The following is a 24,275-nucleotide window of genomic DNA, read 5'->3' as shown; positions in this document are numbered from 1 at the left end:
AGGAAGACACCGATGACCAGGCAGCTCCTCACCGTCGACGCCGACGCGCAGGACGGGCACGCGACGATCACCGAGGCGGTCGAGGCCGCCGGCAGCGGCGCCCTCATCACCATCGCCCCCGGCCGCTACGAGGAGAGCCTCGTACTGCGCGACGTGGTCACCCTGATGGCCCGCGACGGCCTCGGCAGCGTGGAGATCACCACCGGTACCGGCAGCGCCGTGGTCTCGGCCGCCGAGGCGGTCAAGCTCTCCGGCCTGGTCCTGCGCGGACGCCACGCCGACTACCCGGCCGTGGACATCCCCGTCGGGCAGTTGGAGATGGCCGACTGCGAGGTGGAGGGGGCGTCCTGGACCGCGGTGTCGGTGCGGGGCGGCGGCGCACTCGCCATGCGCGACAGTCGCGTCACCTGCTCCGCGGGGGCGGGCGTGGTGATCACCTCCTCGGGGCCGAGCGTCATCGAGGACTGCGTGGTCGAGGAGGTCGGGACCAGCGCCGTGGTGATCGGCGAACAGGCGCGTCCCACGCTCCGCTCCTGCGTACTGCGGGACGCCGGGGGCAACGGTGTGTTCGCCAGCGGACAGGCCGGGGGCACGGTCCGGGACTGCGAGATCTCGGGGACCAAGAAGCCCGCGGTGGCCCTGGAGGAGGGCGCGGCCACCTCGCTGTCGGGCGCGCGCGTACACGACACCGAGGGCGACGGGCTGTCGGTGTCCAGCCGTTCCCGTCCGGTCGTGGAGGACTGCGTGTTCGAGGACGTGGGCGGGCGCGGTGTCGTCGTGCACAACGGGTCCGACCCGCAGGTGGCGCGGGTGCGCGTGGTGCGTTCCAAGGACGTGGCCGTCCACCTGACGGGACGTGCGCGCGGCACCTTCACCGACTGCGAGGTGGCGGAGTCGGGCGGCGACGCCGTGTACGCCGGGGAGCGCGCCTCCACCACCTTCCTCGGCCTGGTCGTGCGCGGCGGCCAGGGGCTGAACCTGGGCGGCGACAGCGTCGTGGAGTTCGACCGCGGACTGATCAGCGACACCACCGGTCCCGGTGTGGTGATCGAGGAGTGCGCCCCCTTCCTGCGCGGGACGGCGATCAACAGCACCCGGGGACAGGGCGTGGTGTTCGGCAAGGGCGGACGCGGACGCCTGGAGGACGTGACGCTGGACCGCAGCGGCAAGAGCGCCGTGTCCGTGGAGGAGGGCGGGGCGCCCCTGCTGGCAGGTGTGCAGATCTCCGGGGGTCGCGACGCCGGGATCTCGGTCGGCTCGGGCGCGTCCGCCGACGTGCGCGACTGCGACGTGTCGGAGTGCACGGGCGACGGTGTCGCCGTGCGCGCCGGGGGCCGGGCGACGGTGCTGCGTACCCGGGTGTACAACGGCCGCCGCAACGGCGTGCTGGTGGCGGCGAGGGCGAGCGCCACGCTGCGGCGGTGCGAGGTGTTCGGCAACGGCGCCGACGGCATCCTCGTGCACTCCGCCGAGGACGTGGTGGTGGAGGACTGCTCGGTGCGCTCCAACGGCCGCTCCGGGCTGCGCCAGACCGTCGCCAGCGAGAGCATGCGCACGGCGGAGCTGCTCAGCCGCGGCAACGGGGCCCCCGACGCGTTCGGCGACCTGGCGGGTGCACCCGTCCCGATGCCGGAGGTCTCCGTCTCCGAGGAGGGGGACGAGGACGTCGAGGAGGTCGGCCCCCTGCTGGAGCTGGACGCGCTGGTGGGCCTGGCCGGGGTCAAGCACGAGGTCAGGACGCTCGTCACCCGCAACCAGATGGCCCGGCGCAGGGCGGAGATGGGCCTGCCCACACCGCCCATGAGCCGCCACCTGGTCTTCGGCGGCGCGCCCGGTACCGGCAAGACCACCGTGGCACGGCTGTACGGGCAGATCCTCGCCGAACTGGACGTGCTGCGCTACGGGCACGTGGTGGAGGTGGCCCGCGCCGACCTGGTCTCGCAGTACGTGGGCGGCACGGCGATCAAGACCACCGAGGTGTTCGAGCGCGCCAAGGGCGGCGTGCTGTTCGTCGACGAGGCCTACACGCTAGCGAGCGGCGGCGAGGGCGGCAGCGGCCCCGACTTCGGCCGGGAGGCCATCGACACCCTGGTCAAACTCATGGAGGACCACCGCGACGAGGTCGTGGTGATCGTCGCCGGTTACACCGACGAGATGCAGCGCTTCCTGGACACCAACCCCGGTCTCGCCTCCCGGTTCAGCCGGACCATCGAGTTCGCCAACTACGCGCCGGAGGAACTGGCGGAGATCGTGCGCAGGATGTGCGGCTCGCACAGCTACCGGATGGCGGACGAGACCGAGGAGGCACTGCTCTCCTACTTCGAGCGGATACCCAAGGGCCCGGCGTTCGGCAACGGCCGTGAGGCCCGCAAGGTGTTCGAGGAGATGATCGACCGCCAGGCGTTCCGGCTGGGCGGGACGATCCCCGACACCCCGGACTCGCTCACCCTCCTGCTGCCCGAGGACCTCGGGCAGGCGGCTGAGGAGGAGCTCGGCGGCACGGCCGACGGGATCGCGGCCCTGCGCGAGGAGCTGGACGCCATGGTGGGCCTGGCGAGCGTCAAGGAGACCGTCAACGACCTGGCCAACCTGCTGCTGATGTCGCAGCAGCGGCGCGCCATGGGGCTCCCGGTGGCGCCGATGAGCCATCACCTGGTGTTCGCCGGTCCCCCCGGCACCGGTAAGACGACCGTGGCCCGCCTGTACGGGAAGCTCCTGCACGCGCTCGGGGTGCTGCGCGGCGACCACGTGGTGGAGGCGGCCCGATCGGACCTGGTGGGGCGCTACGTCGGGCACACCGCCCAGCTGACCGCCGAGGTGTTCGAGCGCGCCAGGGGCGGCGTGCTGTTCGTCGACGAGGCCTACACGCTCGCGCCGCGCGGGTCGGGCAACGACTTCGGCCAGGAGGCCATCGACACCCTGGTCAAACTCATGGAGGACCACCGCGACGAGGCGGTGGTCATCGTCGCCGGATACACCCACGAGATGCAGCGCTTCCTCGACTCCAACCCGGGCCTGGCCTCGCGGTTCAACCACCAGGTGGAGTTCCCGGACTACAGCGACGACGAGCTGGTCACCATCGTCGAGCGGATGGCGGCGGATTCGGGGTACACCTGCGGCGAGCCGACCACGGCGGCCCTGCGGGAGCACTTCGCGGGGGTGGCGCGCGACGCGAACTTCGGCAACGCCCGCTACGCGCGCCAGGTGCTGGAGCGGATGATCACCCGGCAGGCGGGCCGCCTGGTCAACGGCGTCCGGAACGCCACCAGGGAGGACTTCACCGCCCTGCTTCCCGAGGACGTCCCGCCCCGCTGACCCGGACGGCTGGCCCCGGCCACCGGACGGGCGCTGCTCCCCGGAGGCGGCCGCGCCGCGCGCTGGTCCGCGCGCCTTCCCCCGAGGGCCGCGGGACCGCGCTGTGGTACGCCGCGGGCACCGCCATGGTGCGGACCGGACGGGCCGCCCGGCTCTGGTCCTCGGGCGTGCGGGCCCCGGCCGCCTCCGTCCCGCCGGTGGTGGCCGAACCCTCCGTTCCGGCGTGGGGGTTGTCACAGGGGCGAGTGTTTCCTAGCATGGCGTGCACATCCGTCGAATCGATTCGACGGATGTGCACGCCGGTTTGTCGAAGCGCTTCGACACCGCAGGAGGAGGACACGCGATGGTGACCATCAAGGACGTCGCCGCGACGGCCGGGGTGGCGCCGAGCACGGTCTCCTACGTGCTCAGCGGATCGCGCAAGGTCTCCGAGCGGACCCGGACGGCGGTGCGCGCGGCGATCGACGAGCTGGGCTACCACCCCAACGCGGGAGCCCGCTCCCTGCGCAGCACCCGCACCCGCGTGATCGCGTTGGCCCTGCCACTGTCCTCGTCCGGCTACCTGCCGGTCGGCGGGCGCTTCATGCACGGGCTGAGCCTCGCCGCCGGAAACCTGGGCTATGACCTGCTGCTCCTGACCGTCCGCGACGACGACGCCGGAGCGCACGGACTGGAACGCGCGGCACGCGGCAGGCTCGCCGACGCCGCGGTGATCATGGGCGTCGAGATGGAGGACCCCCGCATCGGCGCGATGGACGCGCTGGGGTTCCCCGTGGTGGTCCTGGGCCGGCCCGCCGACGAGGACGCCGCCCCCTGGGCCGACCTCGACTGGGAGGAGGCCGCGGCCGCGTCGCTGCGCCTGCTCCACGACGCCGGGCACCGCAGGCTGTGCTTCCTGTCCACGGTCGGGAAGGACATCGCCTCGGGCCGCAGCTACTCCGTACGCGGCCTGCGCGGGGCCGAGCGCGCCGCCGCCGAACTCGGCGTCCCCGTGCACACCCTGCCCTCCTCCGAGGACCCCGCCGAGCTGCACCGGCGGCTGGGCGCGCTGTTCGACTCCGGCGACGCGCCCACCGCGCTCGCCGTCCAGCATCCGGCCGCCGTGCCCGGCATCCTGCACCACCTCGGGGAACGCGGGATCGAGGTGCCGGGAGACGTCTCCCTGGTGGCCATCGGCAGCTTCCCCGAGGACCTCGGCGGGCTCGACGTGACCCGGATCGAACTGCCCGTGGAGCGGATGTCCTCCGCCGTGGCCCGGCTGGCCGTCGCGGCCGCGGAGGGAGGACCCATCGCCCCCGGCGGGCGCAGTGAACTCATCCCGCCCCAGATCACCCGAGGAGGCACGGTCGCGCCCCCGGCCTGAGCCGGGAAGGCGCCCACCACCCGTCGAACCGACCCACCGCGAGACCCCCACGGCGACAGCCTCCCAACGCCCGCACGCACCGCGACGCGGCCGCTGCGCCCCCATCCCCGCCGAAGAGGCCCCGATGCACGAACACCCCCACCGTCCGCCCCGACCGGTGTCCGCGGCCGCCTGCGCCCTGGCGCTCGCCCTCGCGGGCACCGGCTGCGCGGCCGAGCGCGACCCGGACGTGTACACGATCATGAACTCCAGCACCGACGAGCCGTACCACACCTGGGACCAGGAGGCCATGGACTCCTGCGGGGCCCAGGCGGGGGTGGAGGTGCGCCAGATCAGCGTGCCCGCCGACCAGCTCGTCCCCAAGGCCCTGAGGATGGCCTCCTCGGACTCCCTGCCCGACGTCCTCTCCGTCGACGGCTCGGACCTGCCGCAGTTCGCGTCCGCCGGCGGCCTGGTCCCGCTGGAGGACCTCGGCCTGTCCACGGAGGGCCTCTCCGAGGGCGCTCTCTCCATCGGCGGCTACGAGGGCGTGTACTACGGCGCGGCCCGGTCGGTGAACTCCCTCGGCCTCTTCTACAACACGGCCCTCCTCGCGGAGGCGGGCGTCGAGCCGCCGCGGACCTGGGAGGAGCTGCGGACCGCCGCCGCCGAGCTGACCGGGGGCGGGCGCTACGGTCTCGCGGTCAGCGCCCTGTCCACCGAGGACGGCGTCTACCAGTTCCTGCCGTGGCTGTGGTCCAACGGCGGTGACGAGAGGGAGCTCGCCTCGCAGGAGTCGGTGGAGGCGCTGGAGTACGTCGCCTCCCTGGTCGAGGAGGGGTCGGTCTCCCCCTCGGTGGTCAACTGGACGCAGGCCGACGTCAACGACCAGTTCATCGCGGGCAACACGGCCATGATGGTGAACGGCCCCTGGCAGCTGCCGGTCCTGCGGGAGCACCCCGAGCTCGACTGGGCCGTGGCGGAGATCCCCGTCCCCGAGGCCGGGGACACCTCGGTCGCGCCGATCGGCGGGACGACCTTCACCGTGCCGGTCAACGCCGAGAACCCCGGCCGCGAGCGTGTCGCCGCCGAACTCGTGGCCTGCCTGACCACGGCGGAGGCACAGCTGGACTGGTCGACCAAGGGCAGCAACGTGCCCGTCGACCCCGAGGCGGCCGAACGGTACCGCGAGGAGGTCCCGGAGCTGGCGCCGTTCGTGGACCAGGTCCGCACGGCGCGCAGCAGGACCGAGCACGCCGGCACCGAGTGGAACACCTACTCCCAGGCCATCGGCACCGCGCTGCAGGCGGCGCTCACGGGCGAGGCGAGCCCCCGGGAGGCGATGGAGAGGGCACAGGCCCGCGTCGAGGCGGAACTGGAGGGCCGGTCGTGACGATGACGGCGACCGCGCGGCGACGGCGCGGCAACCTCACCAAGTGGCTGTTCATCGCCCCCGCGCTGCTGTACATGCTGCTGTTCTTCGGATACCCGCTGATCCGCAACGTGGTGATGAGCTTCCAGGACTACACGTTCTCCACGTACTTCACGGGGAAGGCGCCGTTCAACGGCCTGGAGAACTGGCGGGCCGTCTTCGCCAACGAGCTGTTCGGCGCGTCCCTGTGGCACACCCTCGTGTTCACGCTGGGATCGCTGGCGGGCCAGTTCGGCATCGGCATGGCGCTCGCGGTCTTCTTCAGCCGCCGGTTCCCGCTCTCGGGGATCATGCGGTCCCTGCTCCTGCTGCCGTGGCTGATCCCCATGGTCGTGGCCGGCACCGTCTGGCGCCGGGTCCTCGACCAGGAGACCGGTGTCCTGAACGAGTCGCTCCAGGCACTGCACCTCACGTCGTCGGCCGTTCCCTGGCTGAGCAGTCCCGACCACGCGCTGCTGTCGGTCGTGCTGGTCAACATCTGGATCGGCATCCCCTTCAACATGGTGATCCTCTACGGCGGGCTCCAGGAGATCCCCGCGGAACTGCGCGAGGCGGCCGTCCTGGACGGAGCCGGCCCCGTCCGGACCTTCTTCGGCGTGACCCTGCCCATGCTGCGGCCCGTCGTGACCGTGGTGCTGGTGCTGGGCTTCATGTCGACCGTGAAGATCCTGGACCTGATCCTGGCGCTCACCAACGGCGGGCCGGCGCACTCCACGGAGACGCTGGGCACCCTCACCTACCAGCTGTCGTTCCTCCAGCTCGACTTCGGCCAGGGCGCCGTCGTCGGAAACGTCCTGATCGTCATCAGCATGGTGTTCGCGGTGATCTACCTGCGCGCCAACCGAGGAGGTGCCGCCCGATGAGCGCCCTGGCCAGAACCGCCGCCCCGCGGCCCCGGCGACCGCTCATGACGCGCAGGGCACGGAGCGAGGCCGCGAGCACCGTGTTCGGGCTCCTCGTCCTGGCCGTCCTGCTGTTCCCGCTGTACTGGATGGTCAACACGGCGCTGCAGCCGGGCGCCGCGATGGCCGAGCTGCGCTGGTTCCCGAGCACGCTCGACCTCGGCAACTTCCAGCGGGCCTGGGAGTCGCAGGCGGGCAACCTGCTCACCTCGATCCTGGTGGCGCTCGGCGCGGTCGCGGTCTGCCTGACCGTCGCCGCCCCGGCCGCCTACGCCCTGGCGCGGTTCCGGCTGCGCGGCGCGGACACGGTCGTGTTCGGCACGCTGATCACCCAGATGGTCCCGGGCATCGTCGTGGCGAACGCGCTGTACAACGCCTACGTCGAGCTGGAACTGGTCAACTCCTACCTCGGGCTGATCCTGGCCGACGCGTCCCTGGGCCTTCCCTTCACGATCGTCCTGCTGCGCGCGTTCATGGTGTCCATCCCCGAGGAGGTGCTCGAGGCCGGGATGCTCGACGGCGGCGGACGGCTGCGCGTCCTGGTCTCGGTCGTGCTGCCGATGAGCCGCAACGCGCTGATCACCGGCGGCCTGTTCACCTTCCTGTTCGCGTGGTCGGACTTCCTCTTCGCGCTGACGCTGAACACGACCGACGCGGTGAAGCCGGTGACGCTCGGCATCTACGAGTACATCGGCGCGCACGTCGGCGACTGGGGCGCCGTCATGGCCGTGGCCGTCCTCTCCTCGATCCCCGCGGCGGTACTCCTGGTCGTCGCGCAGAAGTACGTGGCGGCCGGAATCTCCGGCGGATCGATCAAGTGACCCACCACCCGCACCACCGGCGGACCGAGACGAAGACGAGAGGGAAGAGCCACCCATGAAGTTCACCGACGGCTTCTGGCAGATGAGGGAGGGCGTCCGCGCGCACTACGCGCGCGAGACGCGCGACGTCCGAGTACACGACGACCGGTTCACCCTCTACGCCCCCGTGCGCCCGATACGGCACCGCGGGGACACGCTCAACACACCGCTGGTCACGGTCGACTGCTGGTCGCCCGCCCCCGACGTGATCGGCGTCCGGACCACGCACCTGGCGGGGTCGGTCCGGCGCGCGCCGGTGTTCGACGTGCACGGCGACCCCGGCGCCGCTCCCCTGGTGAGCCGGGACGGCTCCGCCGTCGAGCTGACCAGCGGGGCGCTGTCGCTGCGGGCGAGCACCGAGGGCCCCTGGCGGATGGAGTTCCGCGCCGGCGACACCACGCTGACCAGCGTCGACGCCCGGGGGACCGGCTTCGTCGAGGACGCGGACGGCGCCCACCACATGCTCGGGCAGCTGTCGCTGGGGATCCGCGAGCTCGTGTACGGCATGGGCGAGCGCTTCACCCCGTTCGTGCGCAACGGCCAGACCGTGGACATCTGGCAGGCCGACGGAGGCACGAGCAGTGAGCAGGCCTACAAGAACGTGCCGTTCTACCTGACCAACCGCGGCTACGGGGTGTTCGTGGCGCACTCCGGCCCGGTCTCCTTCGAGGTCGGCTCGGAGTCGGTGGGCCGCGTGCAGTTCAGCGTCGAGGACCACGCCCTGACGTACTACGTCGTCCACGGGGCGAGCCCCAAGGAGATCCTGGACAGGTACACCGCGCTCACCGGCCGTCCCGCGCTACCTCCGCAGTGGTCGTTCGGGCTGTGGCTGTCCACGTCGTTCACCACCTCCTACGACGAGGACACGGTGAACCGCTTCATCGACGGCATGGTGAGCCGGGACGTGCCGCTCAGCGTGTTCCACTTCGACTGCTTCTGGATGCGCGAGTTCCACTGGTGCGACTTCGAGTGGGACCCGGACGTCTTCCCCGACCCCGTCGGCATGCTCTCCCGGCTCAAGGCCCGCGGGCTGCGGACCTGTGTCTGGATCAACCCCTACATCGCCCAGCGGTCGGCGCTGTTCGAGGAGGGCGCCCGACTGGGGCACCTGGTCCGGCGGCCGGACGGGACCGTGTGGCAGTGGGACATGTGGCAGGCGGGGATGGCGCTGGTGGACTTCACGTCCCCGGAGGCCCGCGCGTGGTACGCCGACAAGCTCAAACCCCTCCTGGACATGGGCGTGGACTGCTTCAAGACCGACTTCGGCGAGCGGGTCCCGACCGACGTCGTGTGGTCGGACGGCTCCGACCCGCAGGGCATGCACAACTACTACACCCAGCTCTACAACGCGACGGTGTTCGACCTGCTGCTCCGTGAGCGGGGGGAGGGAGAGGCCGTCCTCTTCGCCCGCTCGGCCACGGCGGGCGGCCAGGGCTTCCCGGTGCACTGGGGCGGCGACTGCGCCTCGACGTTCGAGGCCATGGCGGAGAGCCTGCGCGGCGGGCTGTCCCTGGGACTGTCGGGGTTCGGCTTCTGGAGCCACGACATCGGCGGCTTCGAGGGCACCCCCGACCCCGCGCTGTTCAAGCGGTGGCTCGCGTTCGGCCTGCTCTCCTCGCACAGCAGGCTGCACGGCAGCCGCTCCTACCGGGTGCCGTGGGACTTCGACGACGAGGCGACCGGGGTGGCCCGCACGTTCACCCGGCTGAAGTGCAGGCTCATGCCCTACCTGTTCGGCGCGGCCGTGCAGGCCCACCAGCGGGGCGTGCCCGTGATGCGCGCGATGCTGCTGGAGTTCCCCGACGACCCGACCTGCCACCACCTCGACACGCAGTACATGCTGGGCGATGACCTCCTGGTGGCCCCCGTCCTGAGCCCGGACGGCTCCGTGGAGTACTACGTCCCCGAGGGCGTGTGGACCCACCTGCTCACGGGCGAGACCGTGCGGGGGCCGGCCTGGCGCCGCGAGGTCCACGGGTTCGACTCCCTGCCCCTGCTGGTGCGGCCCCACGCCGTCCTGCCCGTCGGCGCGGTGTCCGACCGGCCCGACTACGACTACACGGACGGGCTGACCCTGCACGTGTACGGCGCCGGGGACCCGGCCCCGCCGCCCGGCTCCCCCACCGTCGTACCGGCCGCCGACGGCTCGGCCGCCGCGGTCTTCCGTACCGTGCGCTCCGGGGACGGGATCACCGTGGAGGCCGACGCCGCCCCCGCCCACGGTTGGAGGGTCCTCCTGGTCGGTGTGCACGGCGCCGAACCCGCGGACCCCGCGACGGAGGTCGCCGCGACGGACGACGGCACCCTCGCCTCGGCCCCGGCCGGCACCTCCCGCATCCGTCTCCGCCTGCCCTGACACGGGGATCCGGGGCGGCCGCAGATTTTTTTGAACTGGGGCTCCTGGGGCGGAATACATGGCGGGGAGTGTTGTTGTACTGAGTGATCGTAGTTTTCTGTGTAGGTGTTTGACCTTGTGTTTGACGCTCGCGGGAGTCGACGCGGGCGGTTGTCCGGCCATGATTGGTGGGGCGCGCCGCTACTTCGAGTGCGATCACGGATTCGAACCTCGGATTCGTACCCATCAACTGTCAGGAGACAGACATGGCTCAGGGAACCGTCAAGTGGTTCAACGGCGACAAGGGCTTCGGCTTCATCAGCCAGGATGAGGGCGGCCCGGACGTCTTCGTCCACTACAGCAACATCGACGGCAGCGGCTTCCGCAACCTGGAAGAGAACCAGCGCGTGGAGTTCGACGTCACGCAGGGCCCCAAGGGCCCGCAGGCCGAGCAGGTCCGCGGCATCTAAGGTGCCCGTGCGTGCCACGGCGAGGCTGACACGCCTGCCTTGACACCGGCCGCCCCCCGCCTTCCCGAGGCGGGGGGCGGCTTTTTCGTGCGCCGCGCGGGCGGTGACTGCGGCCCTCGCCGTCGGGAGCGGCCGGTCCCGTCGGAACCGTCACCCGCCGCCCCGGCGGGGCCACACGGACACCGTACGGCCCCGGGGACGGTCGCGGACGGCTCTCAGGACGCGTCGTCGAACGACTCGTAGGCCAGCGCGGTGACCACCCCGAAGGCCAGGTGCGGCACGAGGTCGGAGATCCACGACGCGGCCGACCACTCGCGGGGGTCGGTGACCCCGAGCGCGGCCATCGGCGCGGTGCTGCCCACGTTGGCCGCGACGCCGGCTCCGACCGCGAGCAGGGAGACCGGCAGCCGCGGCCAGCGGGAGCGCGCGGCGCCGTAGAGCGCTCCCGCCACCACCCCCGTGGTGATCCCGAGCAGGGGGCCGATACCCGAGCGCCGGTTGGCGTCCTCCTCGGAGTCGCGCCCGGCCCCGGACAGACGCGCCCCGGTCAGCTCCTCCATCCTCTGGACGGTCGTCTCCGGAGTCGTGCTGGCGGGTCTGGCCCGCAGCGCCATGTCCAGGTAGGTGACCGTGTTGAGTGCCGTGGTCCCGGCGGCCCCGGCCATCGCGCCGCGCAGCAGATGGGTCATGGCCTTCTCCCGTAGGTCGGCTTCGTGCGCCTTGTGGCGGGACTCCCCTATCCCCGGTGAGGACCGGCAAACCCGCGGTGACGGTGTCGCTGCCGTGGGTCCCGGTGGGGCCCGCACCTTCGCGACACGGGAGGATGAGCGGTATGACTTTCCGAGACGACGCACAAGAACTCCTCCGGGCCGCGCAGCACGTCAAGTCCAGCAAGGGGGATCTTCCGGTCAACGTGGGAGACCTCGCCCGGGAGACCGGCTGGTCCATGAGCACGGTGCAGACGGTCCTGAGCCATGTGGACGGCAAGGGCTACCTCGCCGGCGTCTCGTACTCCGGCGGGGACGGGGCGGTGGAGAACATCGGCAGGGACACGATCGTGTACTTCGACGGCCTGACCGAGGCCGGCCGCGCGGCGGTCGAGGGCGGAGTCGAGTAGGCGCGGACGCACCCGTGCGGACGGCGCGGACCGGTGGGGCGTTCGGGATCCGCTCAGTACCGGCGCCCCGGCCCACCGTCCGCACGCCCACCGCGCCCGCCGACGCGGCGCCCGGTGATCCGCTCCGGTTCGACGCGGACCCAGGCCTCACGCTCACCGCCCGCCCACGGGCGCGGGAAGTGGTGCTCGCGCAGGGCGGCCAGCTCGGCCCCGCCGCCGACACGGCGGGCGCGCCCGGCCACGAGCACGCTCCAGCCCTCGCTCATGGCGCCGTCGAGCCGGTCGACCTCGAAGGCCATCGGACCGGGCACGTGGCGGTCGATGACGCCGTCGGCCACGGTACGGAAGACCATCGCGTCGTCGCTGAGGACGTAGTTGACCGGCAGGACGACGGGCGCGGTGTCGGCGGTGTCGGCGAAGGCGACGCGGCCCACCCCGCCGGGGCCGAGGAGCGCCCGGCACTCCTCGGCGGTCAGCGTCCGTATCTCCGGGTCGGGTACGGCGGTGGAGGCGCTGCCGGGCGGTGTGTCGGTGTCGGCCCCCAGCAGATGTTCCGGAGAGGTGCGCAACGCGTGCGCCAGGTGGTACAGCGACTCCTGGCTGAAACGCGCCGGCTGCTCCTCCAGGTACTCCACGTAGCCGGGGTCCATCCCGGCGCGCTCGGCCACCTCGGCCCGACTCATCCCCAGTTCGGATCGGCGCCGGGCGGCGCGACGCCCGATGTCGCCACCGCCCGTACCGCGTTCCCGCCCCATCGCCCCTCCTTCGACCCTTCGTCGTTTCCTCAGGTCATCGTGCCCCGCTTCACGCGTTGTCACGCAAGGCACTCGCGTGGAACCGGGGTGTCGCCCGAAGCCGGGGAGAAGGCCCCCTTCGCGGCGCCGGGGTTCGGGACCAAGGGCCCTGCGACACGGGAACGGCGGCGTTGACACTCCCTATGCTTTCCCGGAAGGCCGGAACCTCAGTCCCAGACACCTACAGCCCTAAGGATCAGGCCATGAACGACACCGACGGCACCCGCGACGGCGGAGACGCACCGGCGCACCGCGACACGACGGGCGTCGTCGTGGGCGTGGACGGCTCGCCGGCGAGTCGGGCGGCCCTGGAGTGGGCGGCCAGGGAGGCCGCCGACCGCGAGGACCTCGCCGTGCACGCCGACAGGTACGTCCGCGCCGTGGTGGAGGAGGCGCGCGGCGAGCACACCGGAGACGTGCCCGTGAGCTTCGCGGTGGTGGAGGACCAGGCGGCCCACGCCCTGCTGTCCAGGGACGAGGGCGCCGACCTCCTCGTCGTGGGATCGCGGGGGCGCGGCGGCTTCGCCGGGCTGCTGCTGGGCTCGGTCAGCCAGTCGGTGCTGCACCACGCCCGGGTGCCGGTGGCCGTGGTGCGTCCCCGTCCGCAGGAGAGCGGCGACTGACCACCGGCCCGGTCGGGGCCCGTCACCGGGCGCCCGGGCCGACCGCGGACGGCGCCGGGTCCGGGAGTCCGGGAAAAGCCAGGGAGGTACCCGATGGAGGCACGGAGGCGCTCCGGGGAGGCTGGGAGCATGAACCCTCCGAGTGAAACGCCCCCCGCGGAAGGACGCAGGCCCCACCTCCTCCTGCGGATCACCCTCGTCATGGCGGCGACCCTCCTGGTCTGGGAGGTGATGGCGTGGACCGGCTCCCTCCTCCCCGAGGGGCCCCAGGCCGGCCTCCGGCACTGGATGAACGCCCTGACCGTCTTCGTGCTGGCCGTGCCCATGGTGTGGCTGGCCCGCCGCCACCTGGACCGGCGCCCCTGGAGCGGGCTCCTTCTCACCGGTCCGCGCCGGGGATGGGCGCCGTTCCTGGTGGGTGCGGCGTCCTGGCTGGTTCCGGGCCTGCTGGGGCTCGCCGTGGCCCTGGCTCCGGGGTGGGTGGGGATCGTCGCGAACCGGCCTCCGGCCGAGACCGCGGCGACCATGGCCGCGCTGGTGGTCCTGGTGCTCTTGTTCGAGGCCGTCCCGGAGGAGCTGGTCTTCCGCGGCTACCTTCAACGCAACCTCCACACCGTCATGCCGGGATGGCTCGCGGTGCTCTCCCAGGCCGTGCTCTTCACCGTGTTCGGCCTGGCACTGTGGATCCCCGACGCCGGGTGGGGCGTGGTGCCCGAGCGGCTCCCGCTCTTCCTCGGCATGGGCGTGGTCCTGGGCTGCATCCGGCTGATCACGCGCGACGTGTGGGCCTGCGTGGGATTCCACCTGGCCTTCCAGACCGCGGCGCAGAGCCTGCTGAACGGGCACCTGTTCACCGTCGAGGGCGACCGGGGACTCCTGATGGCGGCGGTCTTCCTCGGCCCCTTCGTGTTCGGCGTCCTGGTGACGGCGCTGCTCACGCGGGGCGAGGGGAGCTGGGGCGGGCGCGTCCCCGATCCCGCGTGACCGCCCGGCGCAAGAGGACCCGCCCTCCGGCGCCCCACCGCTTCCACCCCCCGTGAGGACGCTTCGGCGGTACGGCGGCGCGGCCTGACGACGTTCGTCCCCGGACTCCTTGGGTAGGGTTCGTGCCGTGTTGGCGATGATCCCGAGGCAGCTCTGGCGGCTCGGAACGTGGGCCGTGCTGCTGCCGCTGCTGTTCGTCGCCCGCTTCTTCTGCGCCGCGGACGCGATGGACACCGCCGCGGTGGCGGAGGCCGACAGGGCCGCCGTCACCGGACCGGCGACGGCAGCCGGCGCTCCCCTTGCCGACGGCACCGCGCAAGAGCACCATCTGTGTCGGACGGATCCGAGCGCCGGCGCCGAACAGCGCACCTCCGCGACCGCGGAGGCCGTGCTGCTGGGCCTCGGCGCCGGCACGCCCCTGGCGCGGGTGCCCCCTCCACTCGCGCTCCCGTGGCGGCACCCGGCCGCCGACGCCGTTCCCTGGAGCGGGGCGCGGCTGCTCCTGTCCCTCTGCGTACAGCGGATCTGACCGGCCCGGGCACCCTCCCGTTCTCCGCACGCAGCCGCCGCACCACGGCCTCCTGTCCGCACCGGGCCCCGGCCACGGTCCCGACCTTCGACCGGACCGAGCGGCACCGCCACCGGCCCTCCCCGCCCCTCCACGTCCTCCCGGGCGTCCCTGTCCCCGCGAAGCAGCGGCCCCGAACCCCACACGGAGCATCCACGATGACGGAAACCACCCCTGCCACCCCGAACAGACGCCTCGCACTCGGTCTGCTCGCCCTGAGCGTGCTGGGCGCGACCGCGTGCTCAACCCCACGACCCGACACCTCGGGCGGCGAGGAACCGCAGGACACCCAGGACACCGTCGATCCGGTCACCGTCCGGATCTCCCCCGAGGACGGCGCGACCGACGTACGGCCCGACCTGCCGATCACCGTCGAGGCCGAGGGAGGCACCCTCATCGACGTGCGGGTCGCGACGGCCGGACAGGAGGGCTCCGGTGCCGACGAGATGACCGGCTCCCTCAACGGCGACGGGACCGCGTGGACCAGTGACTGGACGCTGACCCCCGGCGCCGATGTCACGGTGACCGCCACCGCCGAGTCCGCCGACGGCGAGGAGGCCGAGTTCACCAGCGCGTTCTCCACGCTCGCCGCGACCCCGGGCCGGCGCCTGGAACTGCGTTCGAACCTTCCCGTCAGCGGCCAGACCGTCGGCGTGGGCATGCCCGTCATCGTCGATTTCGACCTGCCCGTACAGAACAAGGCGCGCGTGGAGTCGGCGATGGAGGTGGTCTCCGAGCAGCCGGTGCAGGGGGCCTGGAACTGGTTCGGCGACCAGACGGTGGTCTTCCGCCCCCAGGAGTACTGGCAGCCCCACCAGGACGTCACCGTGAACCTGCGCCTGGCCGGCGTCCAGGCGAGCGACGGCGTCTACGGCATCGAGAACCACCAGCTCGACTTCACCGTCGGCCGGTCCCAGATCAGCACCATCGACAGCGACACCAAACGCATGACCGTCGAACGCGACGGACAGCAGGTCAAGGACTTCCCCACCAGCATCGGCCGCGCCGACGTCAGGAGGTACACCACCACCAGCGGCACCCACCTCACCATGGAGAAGTACGAGGACCTGGTCATGGACTCCTCCACCGTGGGCGTCCCGGTCGACAGCCCCGAGGGCTACAAGCTCGACGTCCAGTACGCCGTCCGCTTCTCCGACAGCGGCGAGTTCACCCACGCCGCCCCGTGGAACGACCAACTCGGCGAGGCCAACCTCAGCCACGGCTGCCCCAACCTGTCCACCGCCGACGCCAAGTGGTTCTACGAGAACTCCTACATGGGCGACCCGCTGATCGTCACCGGGACCGACCGCGAACTCGAGGTCGACAACGGATGGGGCTACTGGCAGCGCTCCTGGGACGAGTGGCTGGCCGGCAGCGCCACCGGCACGGCCGACGACACGGGTGAGCCCGGCACCCCCGGCTCCCCGCACGGCGAAGCCGAGTAGGGCGGCCCGTACCTGTCGGGGCCCGCCGTCCCGCGGGTCCCGGTCCCGCGCCACGCCGCACGCCCCTGTGCCCGGTGGCCGGGCGGGGCCGCCCGGGGCACGCAGGGGCCCGGCGGTCGGCGGCTCGATGCCCTCGCCCCGGCCCGACTCGCCCGCCCCCGAAGGTCGCAGATGAGTAAAGAGTCGCCGAACCGGGGTTGACCGACGTTATGTGAGCGCTAACACTGAGCGCCACGGACACGGACTCCGCGCACCGGGCACACGACCGGGACGGCGAGGGGTCCGACAGGCCGTCCGCCGGACCGGTTCGACGCCCACGACGTGGGCGAGGAGGGACGCGTCCCCGCACGCCTGCCGGGCGAGGACACGGGACCCACCGCAAGCGATGAGTCAGGAGCAGCGAGGATGCCGCCACCGAGGCCAGGACGCCCGTCCGACAGCACGGTCCCGGCAGCAGCCGTCACGGGCGGGGAGCGGCCCGTGACCGCGTCGGCCACCACGCCCCGGGGCGGATGGCTCTCCATCGACCTGGGCACCGACACCGGGGCCTTCCACGGGGGCGCCGCCGGCTCGCTCTACGGCCTCTACGGCCCCGGGCTGCCGACCGCCAACATCATCGAGGGCATGGGGGTGCGCACCGTGGCCACCAAGGGCCAGGACGGTGCCCAGCACCCCGGCTCGGACGCCCTGGAGGTCGTCGGACCGCTGGCCGACGCGACGGGCGGCGACGTCTACGTCCGCACCACGGACCACTACCGCGGCTTCCCCTACCAGTGGCCGGGCGAGACCCCCGAAGAGCGGCTCTCGCACTACATGGGCGTGCTCCGGAGCCAGCTCGACCAGATCCGGCGGCTGGCCCCCGAGTACCTGGACAACATCGTCATCGAGCCGTTCAACGAGCCCGAGGGGAACATGTTCGGCACCGGCGAGTGGAGCTACGACGGCACCAGCTGGCTCGACGACCCCGCCGGCTACTTCCGCGCCTGGGACCGGGCACACGCGGTGATCAGGGAGGGGCTGGGCGGTGTCCGGATCTCCGGACCGAACACGAGCATCCTCCACCCCCAGGTCAGGGGCTTCCTCGAACACACCGCGAAGGCCGGCACGGTCCCGGACGTCATCACCTGGCACGAGCTCAGCCACCCCGCGCAGGTCCGGACCTCCGTCGCGCGCTACCGCCGGTGGGAGGAGGAGGCCTTCTCCGGCACGGAGTACGAGGGGACCGTCCTTCCGGTCAACATCAACGAGTACGCGTTCAACTACCACACCTCCGTGCCCGGCCAGATGGTCCAGTGGATGTCGGCGATCGAGGAGTCGAAGGTCGACGCGATGATCGCCTTCTGGAACATCAACGGCAACCTCTCCGACTCCTCCGTCGAGGCCAACCGGGCCAACGGCCAGTGGTGGCTGTACAACTCCTACAGCAGGATGACGGGGCACACCGTCGAGGTGACCCCGCCCTCCCCCGGGACGGACTACACGCTCCAGGGCCTCGCCGCGCTCGACGAGGAGCAGGCCCGGGTCCGCGCGCTGTTCGGCGGCGCCGGCGGGGCGGCGCGGATCGAGTTCGAGAACGTCCCGGAGGAGGTCCTCGGCACCGAGGTCCACGCGTGGGTGCGGGAGATCCCCTGGACCGGGCAGCTCGGCGACTCGGGCCCGCCCGAACTCGTCACCGAACAGGTCCTCCCGGTCCGGGACGGCTCCGTCGCCCTCGACTTCGGCGGTCCCCTCCCCGAGCTCAGGGAGGCGTCGGCGTACGAGGTCGTCCTCACCCCGGCCGGCGACGGCACTCCCGCGGAGACCCCGCCGAACCTGTGGACCGGCTCGTTCGAGGCTGAGGACGCCGAGTACACCGGCAGCGGCTACAGCCGCAACGGCCCGGAGGGGTCGCCGTCGGACGTCTCGAAGTCCCACACCTCCGGCGGATACGACGTCGGCGGACTGCGGACCGGGTCGGACGGCGTCCTCGACTTCACCGTCGACGTGCCCGAGGCGGGCGCCTACGACCTGAGCGTCTTCGCCAACTCGCTCCACACCCACGACCTCGTCCGGGAGCAGGGTCCCACCAACGTCTTCCTCCGGGTCAACGGCGCGGCCGAGCAGGAGCTCCTCCTGCCGCTCGCGTACAAGTGGGTGGTCTGGGACCGGACCGGGACCACCGTCGAACTGGAGGCGGGCGAGAACGTCATCAGCCTCGCCGCGCGCAGCCTCGACGGATCCGGTGCCACCCGGGGCGACGCGATCATCGACCGCATCACCCTGGCCCTGCCCGCCCCGGACGCGGCCACCGCCGTCTACCAGGCCGAACTGGCTCAGCTGGACGGCGCCACGCCGGTCTACCGGGACCCGCGGCTCCGGTGGAGCGGCACGTCCGGGGCGGGCGCGGTGGAGCTCGGCTCCGACGACACCGTGACCTTCTGGGCCTACTCGGCCGATGACGCCGAGGCCACCATCGACGTGCGCACCCTCGGGGGCGGCCGGGCCGACCTCGCCGTCAACGGGCGCGCCATCCTGCGCGTCGGACCCGGTCCGACCTCGGTGGCGGTCTCCCTCTCCGGCGGGATCAACAAGGTCACCCTCACCGGCACGGGGCCCGCCCTGCTGGTCGACCGCATCGACATCACCCCGACCAGCGGGCACCTGGCGTCAAAGACCTACCAGGCCGAGGAGGCCCGGACCGACGGCACCGCGGAGGCCGCGGAGCTCTCCCTGGCCAGTACCGGGACCGCGGTCACCGGCATCGGCGGCGAACCGGGGAACACGAACACGCTCACCTTCGACGTCCAGGCCCGCGGGGCCGGCACCCACGCCATGCGCATCCGGTACTCCAACCCGGAGACGTCGCCGACGACGCACTACAACCCCAACCCGGTCGCACGGCACGCCGACGTCTCGGTCAACGGCGCGGAGCCCGGGACCGTCCTGTTCCCGCCGTCGTTCCACGAGAACGACTTCCGGGTTCTGACCGTACCGGTGGAACTGGCGAGGGGGGCGAACACCATCACGTTCTCCGCCGAGGAGCGGCCCGGCCTCGACGGCGGGACCTACGCCTCGCACACCTGGCCGGACTTCCTGCTGCGGTCCCCGTACGCCCCGGTGATCGACAACATCACCCTCACCGAGTTCGCCAGCGGTCCTCTGGGACGGCCGTGAGGACCGTCCCGGCCGACCAGGCGCCGCTCGCCGCGCAGGAGGGCGGCGCCACCGGACACCGTCACGCCGAAGGCACCGGACCTCCGGGCCGACCGCACGACCACGAGGAGCACGTGTGACCGACCACGAGGCAGCCGCCCCGAGCGATCCCACGGGCGGGCGCCCGGTCGTCCCGTCCCGTGGCCGGCTCCGCCCGCTCGGCCTCGGCGAGATCACCCTGGGGCCCGGGTTCTGGGGAAGGAGGCAGGAGACCAACGCCTCCGCGACGCTCCGGCACTGCGAGGAGTGGATGGAGCGGCTGGGCTGGCTGGCCAACTTCGACCGTGTCGCCGAGGGCACGACGGGCCCGGACCGGCCCGGCTGGTGCTTCTCCGACTCCGAGGTCTACAAACTCCTCGAAGCCCTGTGCTGGGAGTACGGCAGGACCGGCCGTCCCGAGGTGGACGAGGCCGTGCGCCGGCTCACCGACCGCGTCGGCCGCGCCCAGGACGACGACGGCTACCTCAACACCTGCTACGGGCACGCGGGCCGGCCGCCCAGGTACGGCGACCTCGAAACGGGGCACGAGCTGTACTGCACCGGGCACCTGCTGCAGGCGGCGGTGGCCAGACTGCGCACCACGGGACCGGACGCTCTGGTGGAGATCGCCCGGCGGGCCGCCGACCACGTCTGCGACACCTTCGGCGCCGACGGGGTACAGGGCCTGTGCGGACACCCGGAGATCGAGGCCGCGCTGGTGGAGCTGGGCCGCGCGCTCGGCGAGGAGCGCTACGTCGAACAGGCCCGGATCTTCCTCGAACGGCGCGGACACGGCACCCTGCGCGGGGACCGGGTCCCCCTGGGCAGCCCCTACTTCCAGGACGACGTGCCGGTCCGCTCCGCGCACGCCTGGCGCGGCCACGCCGTCCGCGCCCTCTACCTCTCGGCGGCGGCCGTGGACGTGGCGGCCGAGTACGACGACCGGGAACTCCTGGCGGCCGTCGAGGGCCAGTGGGAGCACACGGTGGCCCGGCGCACCCACGTCACCGGAGGCATGGGCTCGCGCCACCAGGACGAGGGCTTCGGCGAGGACTGGGAACTGCCCCCGGACCGCGCCTACTGCGAGAGCTGCGCCGGGATCGCCTCGGTCATGGTGTCGTGGCGGCTGTACCTGGCCACCGGCGACGTGCGCTACGCCGATCTGATCGAGCGGACGTTCTTCAACGTGGTGGCGGCCGCGCCGAGCGCCGACGGCCGGGCGTTCTTCTACGCCAACCCCCTGCACCAGCGTGTCGCGGCGGCGGGTGCGCCGGACCCCGGCGCCGTCAGCCCGCGCGCGGAGAGCGGCGTCCGGGCACCGTGGTTCGACGTGTCGTGCTGCCCCACGAACATCGCCCGCACCCTCGCCACGTGGCACGCCTACGCCGCCGGTGTCGGGGAGGGTGGACTGACCCTGCTGCAGTACGCCACCGCGCGGATCACCGCGGATCTGGGCGGGGGCCGGGTCCTCGGCGTGGAGGTCGAGACCGGGTACCCGTACGACGGACTCGTCACCGTCCGCGTCACGGACCCGCCGCCGGGAGTGGCGGTCCTGCGGATGCGGGTGCCGTCGTGGGCCGGGGACGCGGTGCTGGAGGAGGGCGGAAGGCACCGCCGGGTGGAACCCGGGCTCGCGGTCGTCGACCGGGAGTTCGCCGCGGGCGAGGAGATCCGCCTCCGCCTTCCGATGGAACCGCGCTTCACCTGGCCCGATCCCCGGATCGACGCCGTCCGCGGCTGCGTGGCCGTGGAGCGGGGCCCACTCGTGTACTGCGCGGAGTCGGTCGACCTGCCCACGGGCGTCGACCTCGACGGTGTCCTGGTCGACACCTCCGTGCCGCCCGTGGAGCGGGACGGCCGCGTCCTGGTCCGCGGTCTGGCCGGCGCCGGGACGGACCGCGGGGGAACCTGGCCGTACGGCGGGCGGGCCGAGGCGGGGGACGGCGGCGCCATCGCCGCCGGGTTCACGCTCTCCCCGTACCACCAGTGGGCCGAGCGCGGACCGACCGCCATGCGGGTCTGGCTGCCGGTGGCCTCCTACCATCTTCCGGATTCTTCATGCCCGACTGCCTTTACGACGTAGATTAAACAAGTCGTCCCCACGCGACGCCGCGGAGCCGGCGCGGGCCCGGCCGGGGTGATCGACGTCCGGGCATACTCACCAACACCCGCGGCACCGACTGCGAGCACTGAGGGAATCCGAAGGAGGTACCGGGCATGGGCGGGGACACGATGCTGGCGGCACTCCACGGAGAACTCGCGGTGCACCCCCGGCGCGATCCGGGCACCGCTTCCTCCGATGCCTACAGCCTGTTCTTCGCCCGGTCCTCGGCGATGGCGTGGCTCACCGATGCCGCGCCCGACGCCCACGGCGGTCTGTGGGGCATGAACGACGCCGGCCAGGATGACGAGGCGAACACCCCAGGTCCGCTGACACGCAGGCTCTGGTTCCAGGTGTCGCTGACCGGGTCGGCGGCCGACCGGCCGTTGCCGACCCAGCCGTTCCTGTCCTGCATCGGCGACGTCGCGGCACGGATCGGCACCCTGGACCTGCACGCACTGCAGATCCTCGTGCCCGCGCCGATCCGTGCCGCGGCGGGGCGCACCGCCGCACCGGCCGTGCTGAGCCTGCTCCAGGACGCCGACTGGCTCGCCGGCACCGACCCGCACCTGGCCCGACGGATCCAGGTCACCCTGGACGGCGGGCAGGCCCCCTCCATCGTCGACGCGGCGCCCCGGATGCTGTCGTGGATGCGCACGTTCGAGCAGCGCGTCTTCTCGTGCGACACCGCACCCGCGCTAGGGGACGCCGACGCGGCCGCGGGGCTCGTCCCCGGCATCGCCGACCACCTGTGGAACGGCCCCGGCCGCCACCGCGCGACCGTCCACGGAACCCTCGCCGAGTGGTCCTTGGACGCTCTGGGATGGCTGACCGCGTTCCTGGCCGAGGCCGGCGCGCAGCACGGCGTCCGAACCCCGCTGGTGCTCACGGTCCGCGCTCTGTGACGGAGCCACGGCCTGCTCCAGGGGCGGCCCCCGTCCGCCCCCACCTGGAACGCGGAAAGAGGCCCACCATCAGGTGAGCCCCTCGCCGAACTGCTGCTTCTCTGTCGGGACGGCGGGATTTGAACCCACGACCCCTTGACCCCCAGTCAAGCTGCACCAAGCCGCTGGAAGTCAGGGAAGGTCGCTCAGCAACACGAAAACCCCGGCCAGGACGCGAGTCCCGGCCATCAGACAACGGGAACGGTCACTGAGGGGCGCCCACGGGCGCCCCTCTTTCAACCCCACCTCCACCCCACCAAGGGCGCTCTCGTCTTCCACGTGGCGGGCAGGGGCCTTGGTGGAGATCTGTGTCATGCAGCGGGTGGGGTGGTCAAGGCCGACTGAGTGGCACCGGCACACCTGCTCACCCTGAAATGCCCGAGCGGAAGGCGCTCAGACTTCCCTGCAGGGCGATCCCGTCCTGCCAGACCCGCGCTGCTCCGCCAGAGCCCCTCAACAGGTTTTCCTGTCTCTCCGACAGCGTCTCTAGGGTTTGAGGCGGCGAATCGCCAGCACGGACCCGTCTGGCCGCACAGAGACCGCACCCTCCCAGGACCGGTCCCACCGCGCATAGGGATGGCGCGCGTACTGGGCATCGACTTCGCGCCGGTACTTGTCCACGCGGCCCTGTGCAAGGGCGTTGAACAGGTCTTCGGCGAGTCCGGAGAAGGCCTCGACGCGTTCACCGTTGAGGCGGAACACGTGTTCGGTTCCCACACAAGGGATATCGAGAAGCGTGTGTTCTATGTTTCGGACACTACTGATGGCGGCATGCGACTGCCGCGTGTAGTACTCACGCCCCTGATGCTTGGTGAGGTGGGGCGCGGTGGCACTGCTGTCACCGGTGAAAGCCACCAGTCCGGCGGCGTCCGTACGGGCCAGGACCGTCCGGAACCACCCGGTGTGCTGAGGGAGCACGTGAAAGCCGGGCAGACCTTCCTCGCGGGCACCGCCCTCGGCAGGTTTGGTGATCTGAGGGGGCATGGAGAGGTCACGCGACGAGGAGTTCAACTCCTCCTCCCCTGCCGGAAGGACTCCCCCATCGCCGCCTGCGGCAAGCGCGTGTACGACGATCGACCCCTTCATGCTCAGTTCCGTGCTCAGAACCAGGGCTGGGGTCTCGTTCCACGGGCCGATGTGCACCGCCTCCACGTGGGCCGAAGCGGAGGCCAGTTGCGGATACGAAGAACTCTGACGACCGTGGTGCCCCTTGCAGACGACGGGGAAGACCTTGGCCCGCTCCCCCGGCCGCCACACCTCGGCGAAGAAACGAGGACGGTACCGCAGGCCCGTCAGCGGCCATCCTGCACGCAGGGCGACTTCCGCGGGGACGATGGAGACACGGTGGTCTCGATAGCGCTCCCGAAGGATGTGCTCGACAGCCGCGACCCCGAAACCGATGCCGAGTTCGTGGGCCTGGACTGTCTTGTGCTGGCGCTGGGTGGACCGCCCCTCCGCTGACAGTGTCATGTGGTCCTGCTTCTGGCTCCCGTCCAGTGCCAGCGCGTACTTCAGGCAGCCCCAGTGCTCGGCGAGTCCTCGGGCCGATCCCTGCCTGTCCAGAGAGATCGCCCTTCCCAGAGCATGGAAAACGCTCAGAGGAGCCACACCGACGGATGCCCTCTTCATCTGAGGAAGAGGGGCGAGTCGTGGTTTCCGGCGCGGCGGTTCCTGTTGCTTTTCCTTATGGCGCTCGTCGTCCCGGGTGATCGCCGCTCCGACCTTTCCAGCGAGGCGGTCTCCTGAAGTCACTGCCACGGACGACGAATCAACAAGACGTCGCAGGGTTGCTTCCAGCTCAGACAAAGAGTGAGCCTTTTTCATCCTGAAAGTGCAGGTCACAGGCTCGCGCCGACTGCGCAGAACCACCCC

The 24,275-nt window shown here is 72.0% G+C and carries 18 protein-coding genes and 1 tRNA gene; 15 read left to right on the top strand and 4 right to left on the bottom strand.

Annotated features, from left to right (window positions below):
• Positions 1–12: 12 nt before the first annotated feature.
• The 7 genes from A6A08_RS12945 to A6A08_RS12915 all read left to right on the top strand — a co-directional run bounded on the left by A6A08_RS12945 (position 13) and on the right by A6A08_RS12915 (position 10,656).
• Entirely contained in the window at positions 13–3,315 is a 3,303-nt protein-coding gene (locus tag A6A08_RS12945; RefSeq protein ID WP_073702845.1) for a right-handed parallel beta-helix repeat-containing protein, read from the top strand.
• A gap of 343 nt (positions 3,316–3,658) precedes the next feature.
• On the top strand, positions 3,659–4,678 hold the full coding sequence (locus A6A08_RS12940; RefSeq protein ID WP_073702844.1) for a LacI family DNA-binding transcriptional regulator: 1,020 nt from the start codon (positions 3,659–3,661) through the stop codon (positions 4,676–4,678).
• A 124-nt stretch (positions 4,679–4,802) separates the two neighbouring features.
• The gene (locus A6A08_RS12935; protein ID WP_073702843.1) at positions 4,803–6,050 is read left to right on the top strand and encodes a sugar ABC transporter substrate-binding protein; all 1,248 of its coding nucleotides are present in this window, start codon (positions 4,803–4,805) and stop codon (positions 6,048–6,050) included.
• Positions 6,051–6,052: 2 nt separating this feature from the next.
• Positions 6,053–6,952, top strand: coding sequence for a carbohydrate ABC transporter permease (locus A6A08_RS12930; protein ID WP_073702842.1), 900 nt, complete (start codon positions 6,053–6,055; stop codon positions 6,950–6,952).
• Complete coding sequence (locus A6A08_RS12925) at positions 6,949–7,812, top strand: carbohydrate ABC transporter permease (protein WP_073702841.1); 864 nt, start codon at positions 6,949–6,951, stop codon at positions 7,810–7,812. The genes A6A08_RS12930 and A6A08_RS12925 overlap by 4 nt, the downstream gene beginning before the upstream one ends.
• A 55-nt stretch (positions 7,813–7,867) precedes the next feature.
• On the top strand, positions 7,868–10,207 hold the full coding sequence (gene yicI, locus A6A08_RS12920; RefSeq protein WP_073702840.1) for an alpha-xylosidase: 2,340 nt from the start codon (positions 7,868–7,870) through the stop codon (positions 10,205–10,207).
• A 245-nt stretch (positions 10,208–10,452) separates the two neighbouring features.
• The gene (locus tag A6A08_RS12915) at positions 10,453–10,656 is read left to right on the top strand and encodes a cold-shock protein (RefSeq protein WP_073702839.1); all 204 of its coding nucleotides are present in this window, start codon (positions 10,453–10,455) and stop codon (positions 10,654–10,656) included.
• Positions 10,657–10,871: 215 nt separating this feature from the next.
• Here A6A08_RS12915 and A6A08_RS12910 read toward each other — a convergent pair whose 3' ends face one another.
• Positions 10,872–11,345, bottom strand: a complete 474-nt coding sequence (locus tag A6A08_RS12910; protein ID WP_073702838.1) for a hypothetical protein — start codon at positions 11,343–11,345, stop codon at positions 10,872–10,874.
• A gap of 143 nt (positions 11,346–11,488) precedes the next feature.
• On the opposite strand from A6A08_RS12910, the gene A6A08_RS12905 reads away from it, so the two are divergent.
• Positions 11,489–11,773 (top strand): hypothetical protein, encoded by a 285-nt coding sequence (locus A6A08_RS12905; protein WP_073702837.1) that lies wholly within the window; start codon positions 11,489–11,491, stop codon positions 11,771–11,773.
• A 53-nt stretch (positions 11,774–11,826) separates the two neighbouring features.
• Here A6A08_RS12905 and A6A08_RS12900 read toward each other — a convergent pair whose 3' ends face one another.
• Positions 11,827–12,528, bottom strand: a complete 702-nt coding sequence (locus tag A6A08_RS12900) for a pyridoxamine 5'-phosphate oxidase family protein (protein ID WP_073702836.1) — start codon at positions 12,526–12,528, stop codon at positions 11,827–11,829.
• 242 nt (positions 12,529–12,770) lie between these two features.
• On the opposite strand from A6A08_RS12900, the gene A6A08_RS12895 reads away from it, so the two are divergent.
• The 7 genes from A6A08_RS12895 (at position 12,771) to A6A08_RS12865 (ending at position 22,364) form a co-directional block, all read left to right on the top strand.
• Complete coding sequence (locus tag A6A08_RS12895; RefSeq protein WP_338013126.1) at positions 12,771–13,190, top strand: universal stress protein; 420 nt, start codon at positions 12,771–12,773, stop codon at positions 13,188–13,190.
• A 129-nt stretch (positions 13,191–13,319) separates the two neighbouring features.
• Positions 13,320–14,174 (top strand): CPBP family intramembrane glutamic endopeptidase, encoded by an 855-nt coding sequence (locus A6A08_RS12890; RefSeq protein WP_073702835.1) that lies wholly within the window; start codon positions 13,320–13,322, stop codon positions 14,172–14,174.
• 127 nt (positions 14,175–14,301) lie between these two features.
• Positions 14,302–14,703, top strand: a complete 402-nt coding sequence (locus A6A08_RS12885; RefSeq protein ID WP_143181752.1) for a hypothetical protein — start codon at positions 14,302–14,304, stop codon at positions 14,701–14,703.
• Between the two features lie 197 nt (positions 14,704–14,900).
• Positions 14,901–16,187 carry an Ig-like domain-containing protein gene (locus tag A6A08_RS12880; protein ID WP_073702833.1) on the top strand — a complete coding sequence of 429 codons (1,287 nt, stop codon included), beginning with the start codon at positions 14,901–14,903 and terminating at the stop codon, positions 16,185–16,187.
• Between the two features lie 480 nt (positions 16,188–16,667).
• The gene (locus A6A08_RS12875; RefSeq protein ID WP_143181751.1) at positions 16,668–19,340 is read left to right on the top strand and encodes a cellulosome protein; all 2,673 of its coding nucleotides are present in this window, start codon (positions 16,668–16,670) and stop codon (positions 19,338–19,340) included.
• A 115-nt stretch (positions 19,341–19,455) separates the two neighbouring features.
• Positions 19,456–21,441: a glycoside hydrolase family 127 protein gene (locus A6A08_RS12870; RefSeq protein WP_073702831.1), complete on the top strand. Its 1,986-nt coding sequence runs from the start codon at positions 19,456–19,458 to the stop codon at positions 21,439–21,441.
• Between the two features lie 134 nt (positions 21,442–21,575).
• The gene (locus A6A08_RS12865; protein WP_083609094.1) at positions 21,576–22,364 is read left to right on the top strand and encodes a hypothetical protein; all 789 of its coding nucleotides are present in this window, start codon (positions 21,576–21,578) and stop codon (positions 22,362–22,364) included.
• 104 nt (positions 22,365–22,468) lie between these two features.
• Here A6A08_RS12865 and A6A08_RS27955 read toward each other — a convergent pair.
• Positions 22,469–22,528 (bottom strand) — tRNA-Leu (locus tag A6A08_RS27955).
• A gap of 361 nt (positions 22,529–22,889) precedes the next feature.
• Positions 22,890–24,275: hypothetical protein (locus tag A6A08_RS12855; RefSeq protein WP_206780073.1), on the bottom strand; the 1,386-nt coding region annotated here is incomplete at its 5' end.

Source organism: Nocardiopsis sp. TSRI0078, assembly GCF_001905145.1.
GTDB lineage: Bacteria > Actinomycetota > Actinomycetes > Streptosporangiales > Streptosporangiaceae > Nocardiopsis.
Note: the sequence above shows the minus strand (reverse complement) of the source record. Positions and strands in the feature narration are given on the sequence as shown.

Coding starts and splice junctions, on each gene's coding strand:
- A6A08_RS12945 (WP_073702845.1), top strand. CDS start 13: ATGACCAGGCAGCTCCTCACCGTCGACGCCGACGCGCAGGACGGGCAC.
- A6A08_RS12940 (WP_073702844.1), top strand. CDS start 3,659: ATGGTGACCATCAAGGACGTCGCCGCGACGGCCGGGGTGGCGCCGAGC.
- A6A08_RS12935 (WP_073702843.1), top strand. CDS start 4,803: ATGCACGAACACCCCCACCGTCCGCCCCGACCGGTGTCCGCGGCCGCC.
- A6A08_RS12930 (WP_073702842.1), top strand. CDS start 6,053: ATGACGGCGACCGCGCGGCGACGGCGCGGCAACCTCACCAAGTGGCTG.
- A6A08_RS12925 (WP_073702841.1), top strand. CDS start 6,949: ATGAGCGCCCTGGCCAGAACCGCCGCCCCGCGGCCCCGGCGACCGCTC.
- yicI (WP_073702840.1), top strand. CDS start 7,868: ATGAAGTTCACCGACGGCTTCTGGCAGATGAGGGAGGGCGTCCGCGCG.
- A6A08_RS12915 (WP_073702839.1), top strand. CDS start 10,453: ATGGCTCAGGGAACCGTCAAGTGGTTCAACGGCGACAAGGGCTTCGGC.
- A6A08_RS12910 (WP_073702838.1), bottom strand. CDS start 11,345: ATGACCCATCTGCTGCGCGGCGCGATGGCCGGGGCCGCCGGGACCACG.
- A6A08_RS12905 (WP_073702837.1), top strand. CDS start 11,489: ATGACTTTCCGAGACGACGCACAAGAACTCCTCCGGGCCGCGCAGCAC.
- A6A08_RS12900 (WP_073702836.1), bottom strand. CDS start 12,528: ATGGGGCGGGAACGCGGTACGGGCGGTGGCGACATCGGGCGTCGCGCC.
- A6A08_RS12895 (WP_338013126.1), top strand. CDS start 12,771: ATGAACGACACCGACGGCACCCGCGACGGCGGAGACGCACCGGCGCAC.
- A6A08_RS12890 (WP_073702835.1), top strand. CDS start 13,320: ATGAACCCTCCGAGTGAAACGCCCCCCGCGGAAGGACGCAGGCCCCAC.
- A6A08_RS12880 (WP_073702833.1), top strand. CDS start 14,901: ATGACGGAAACCACCCCTGCCACCCCGAACAGACGCCTCGCACTCGGT.
- A6A08_RS12865 (WP_083609094.1), top strand. CDS start 21,576: ATGGGCGGGGACACGATGCTGGCGGCACTCCACGGAGAACTCGCGGTG.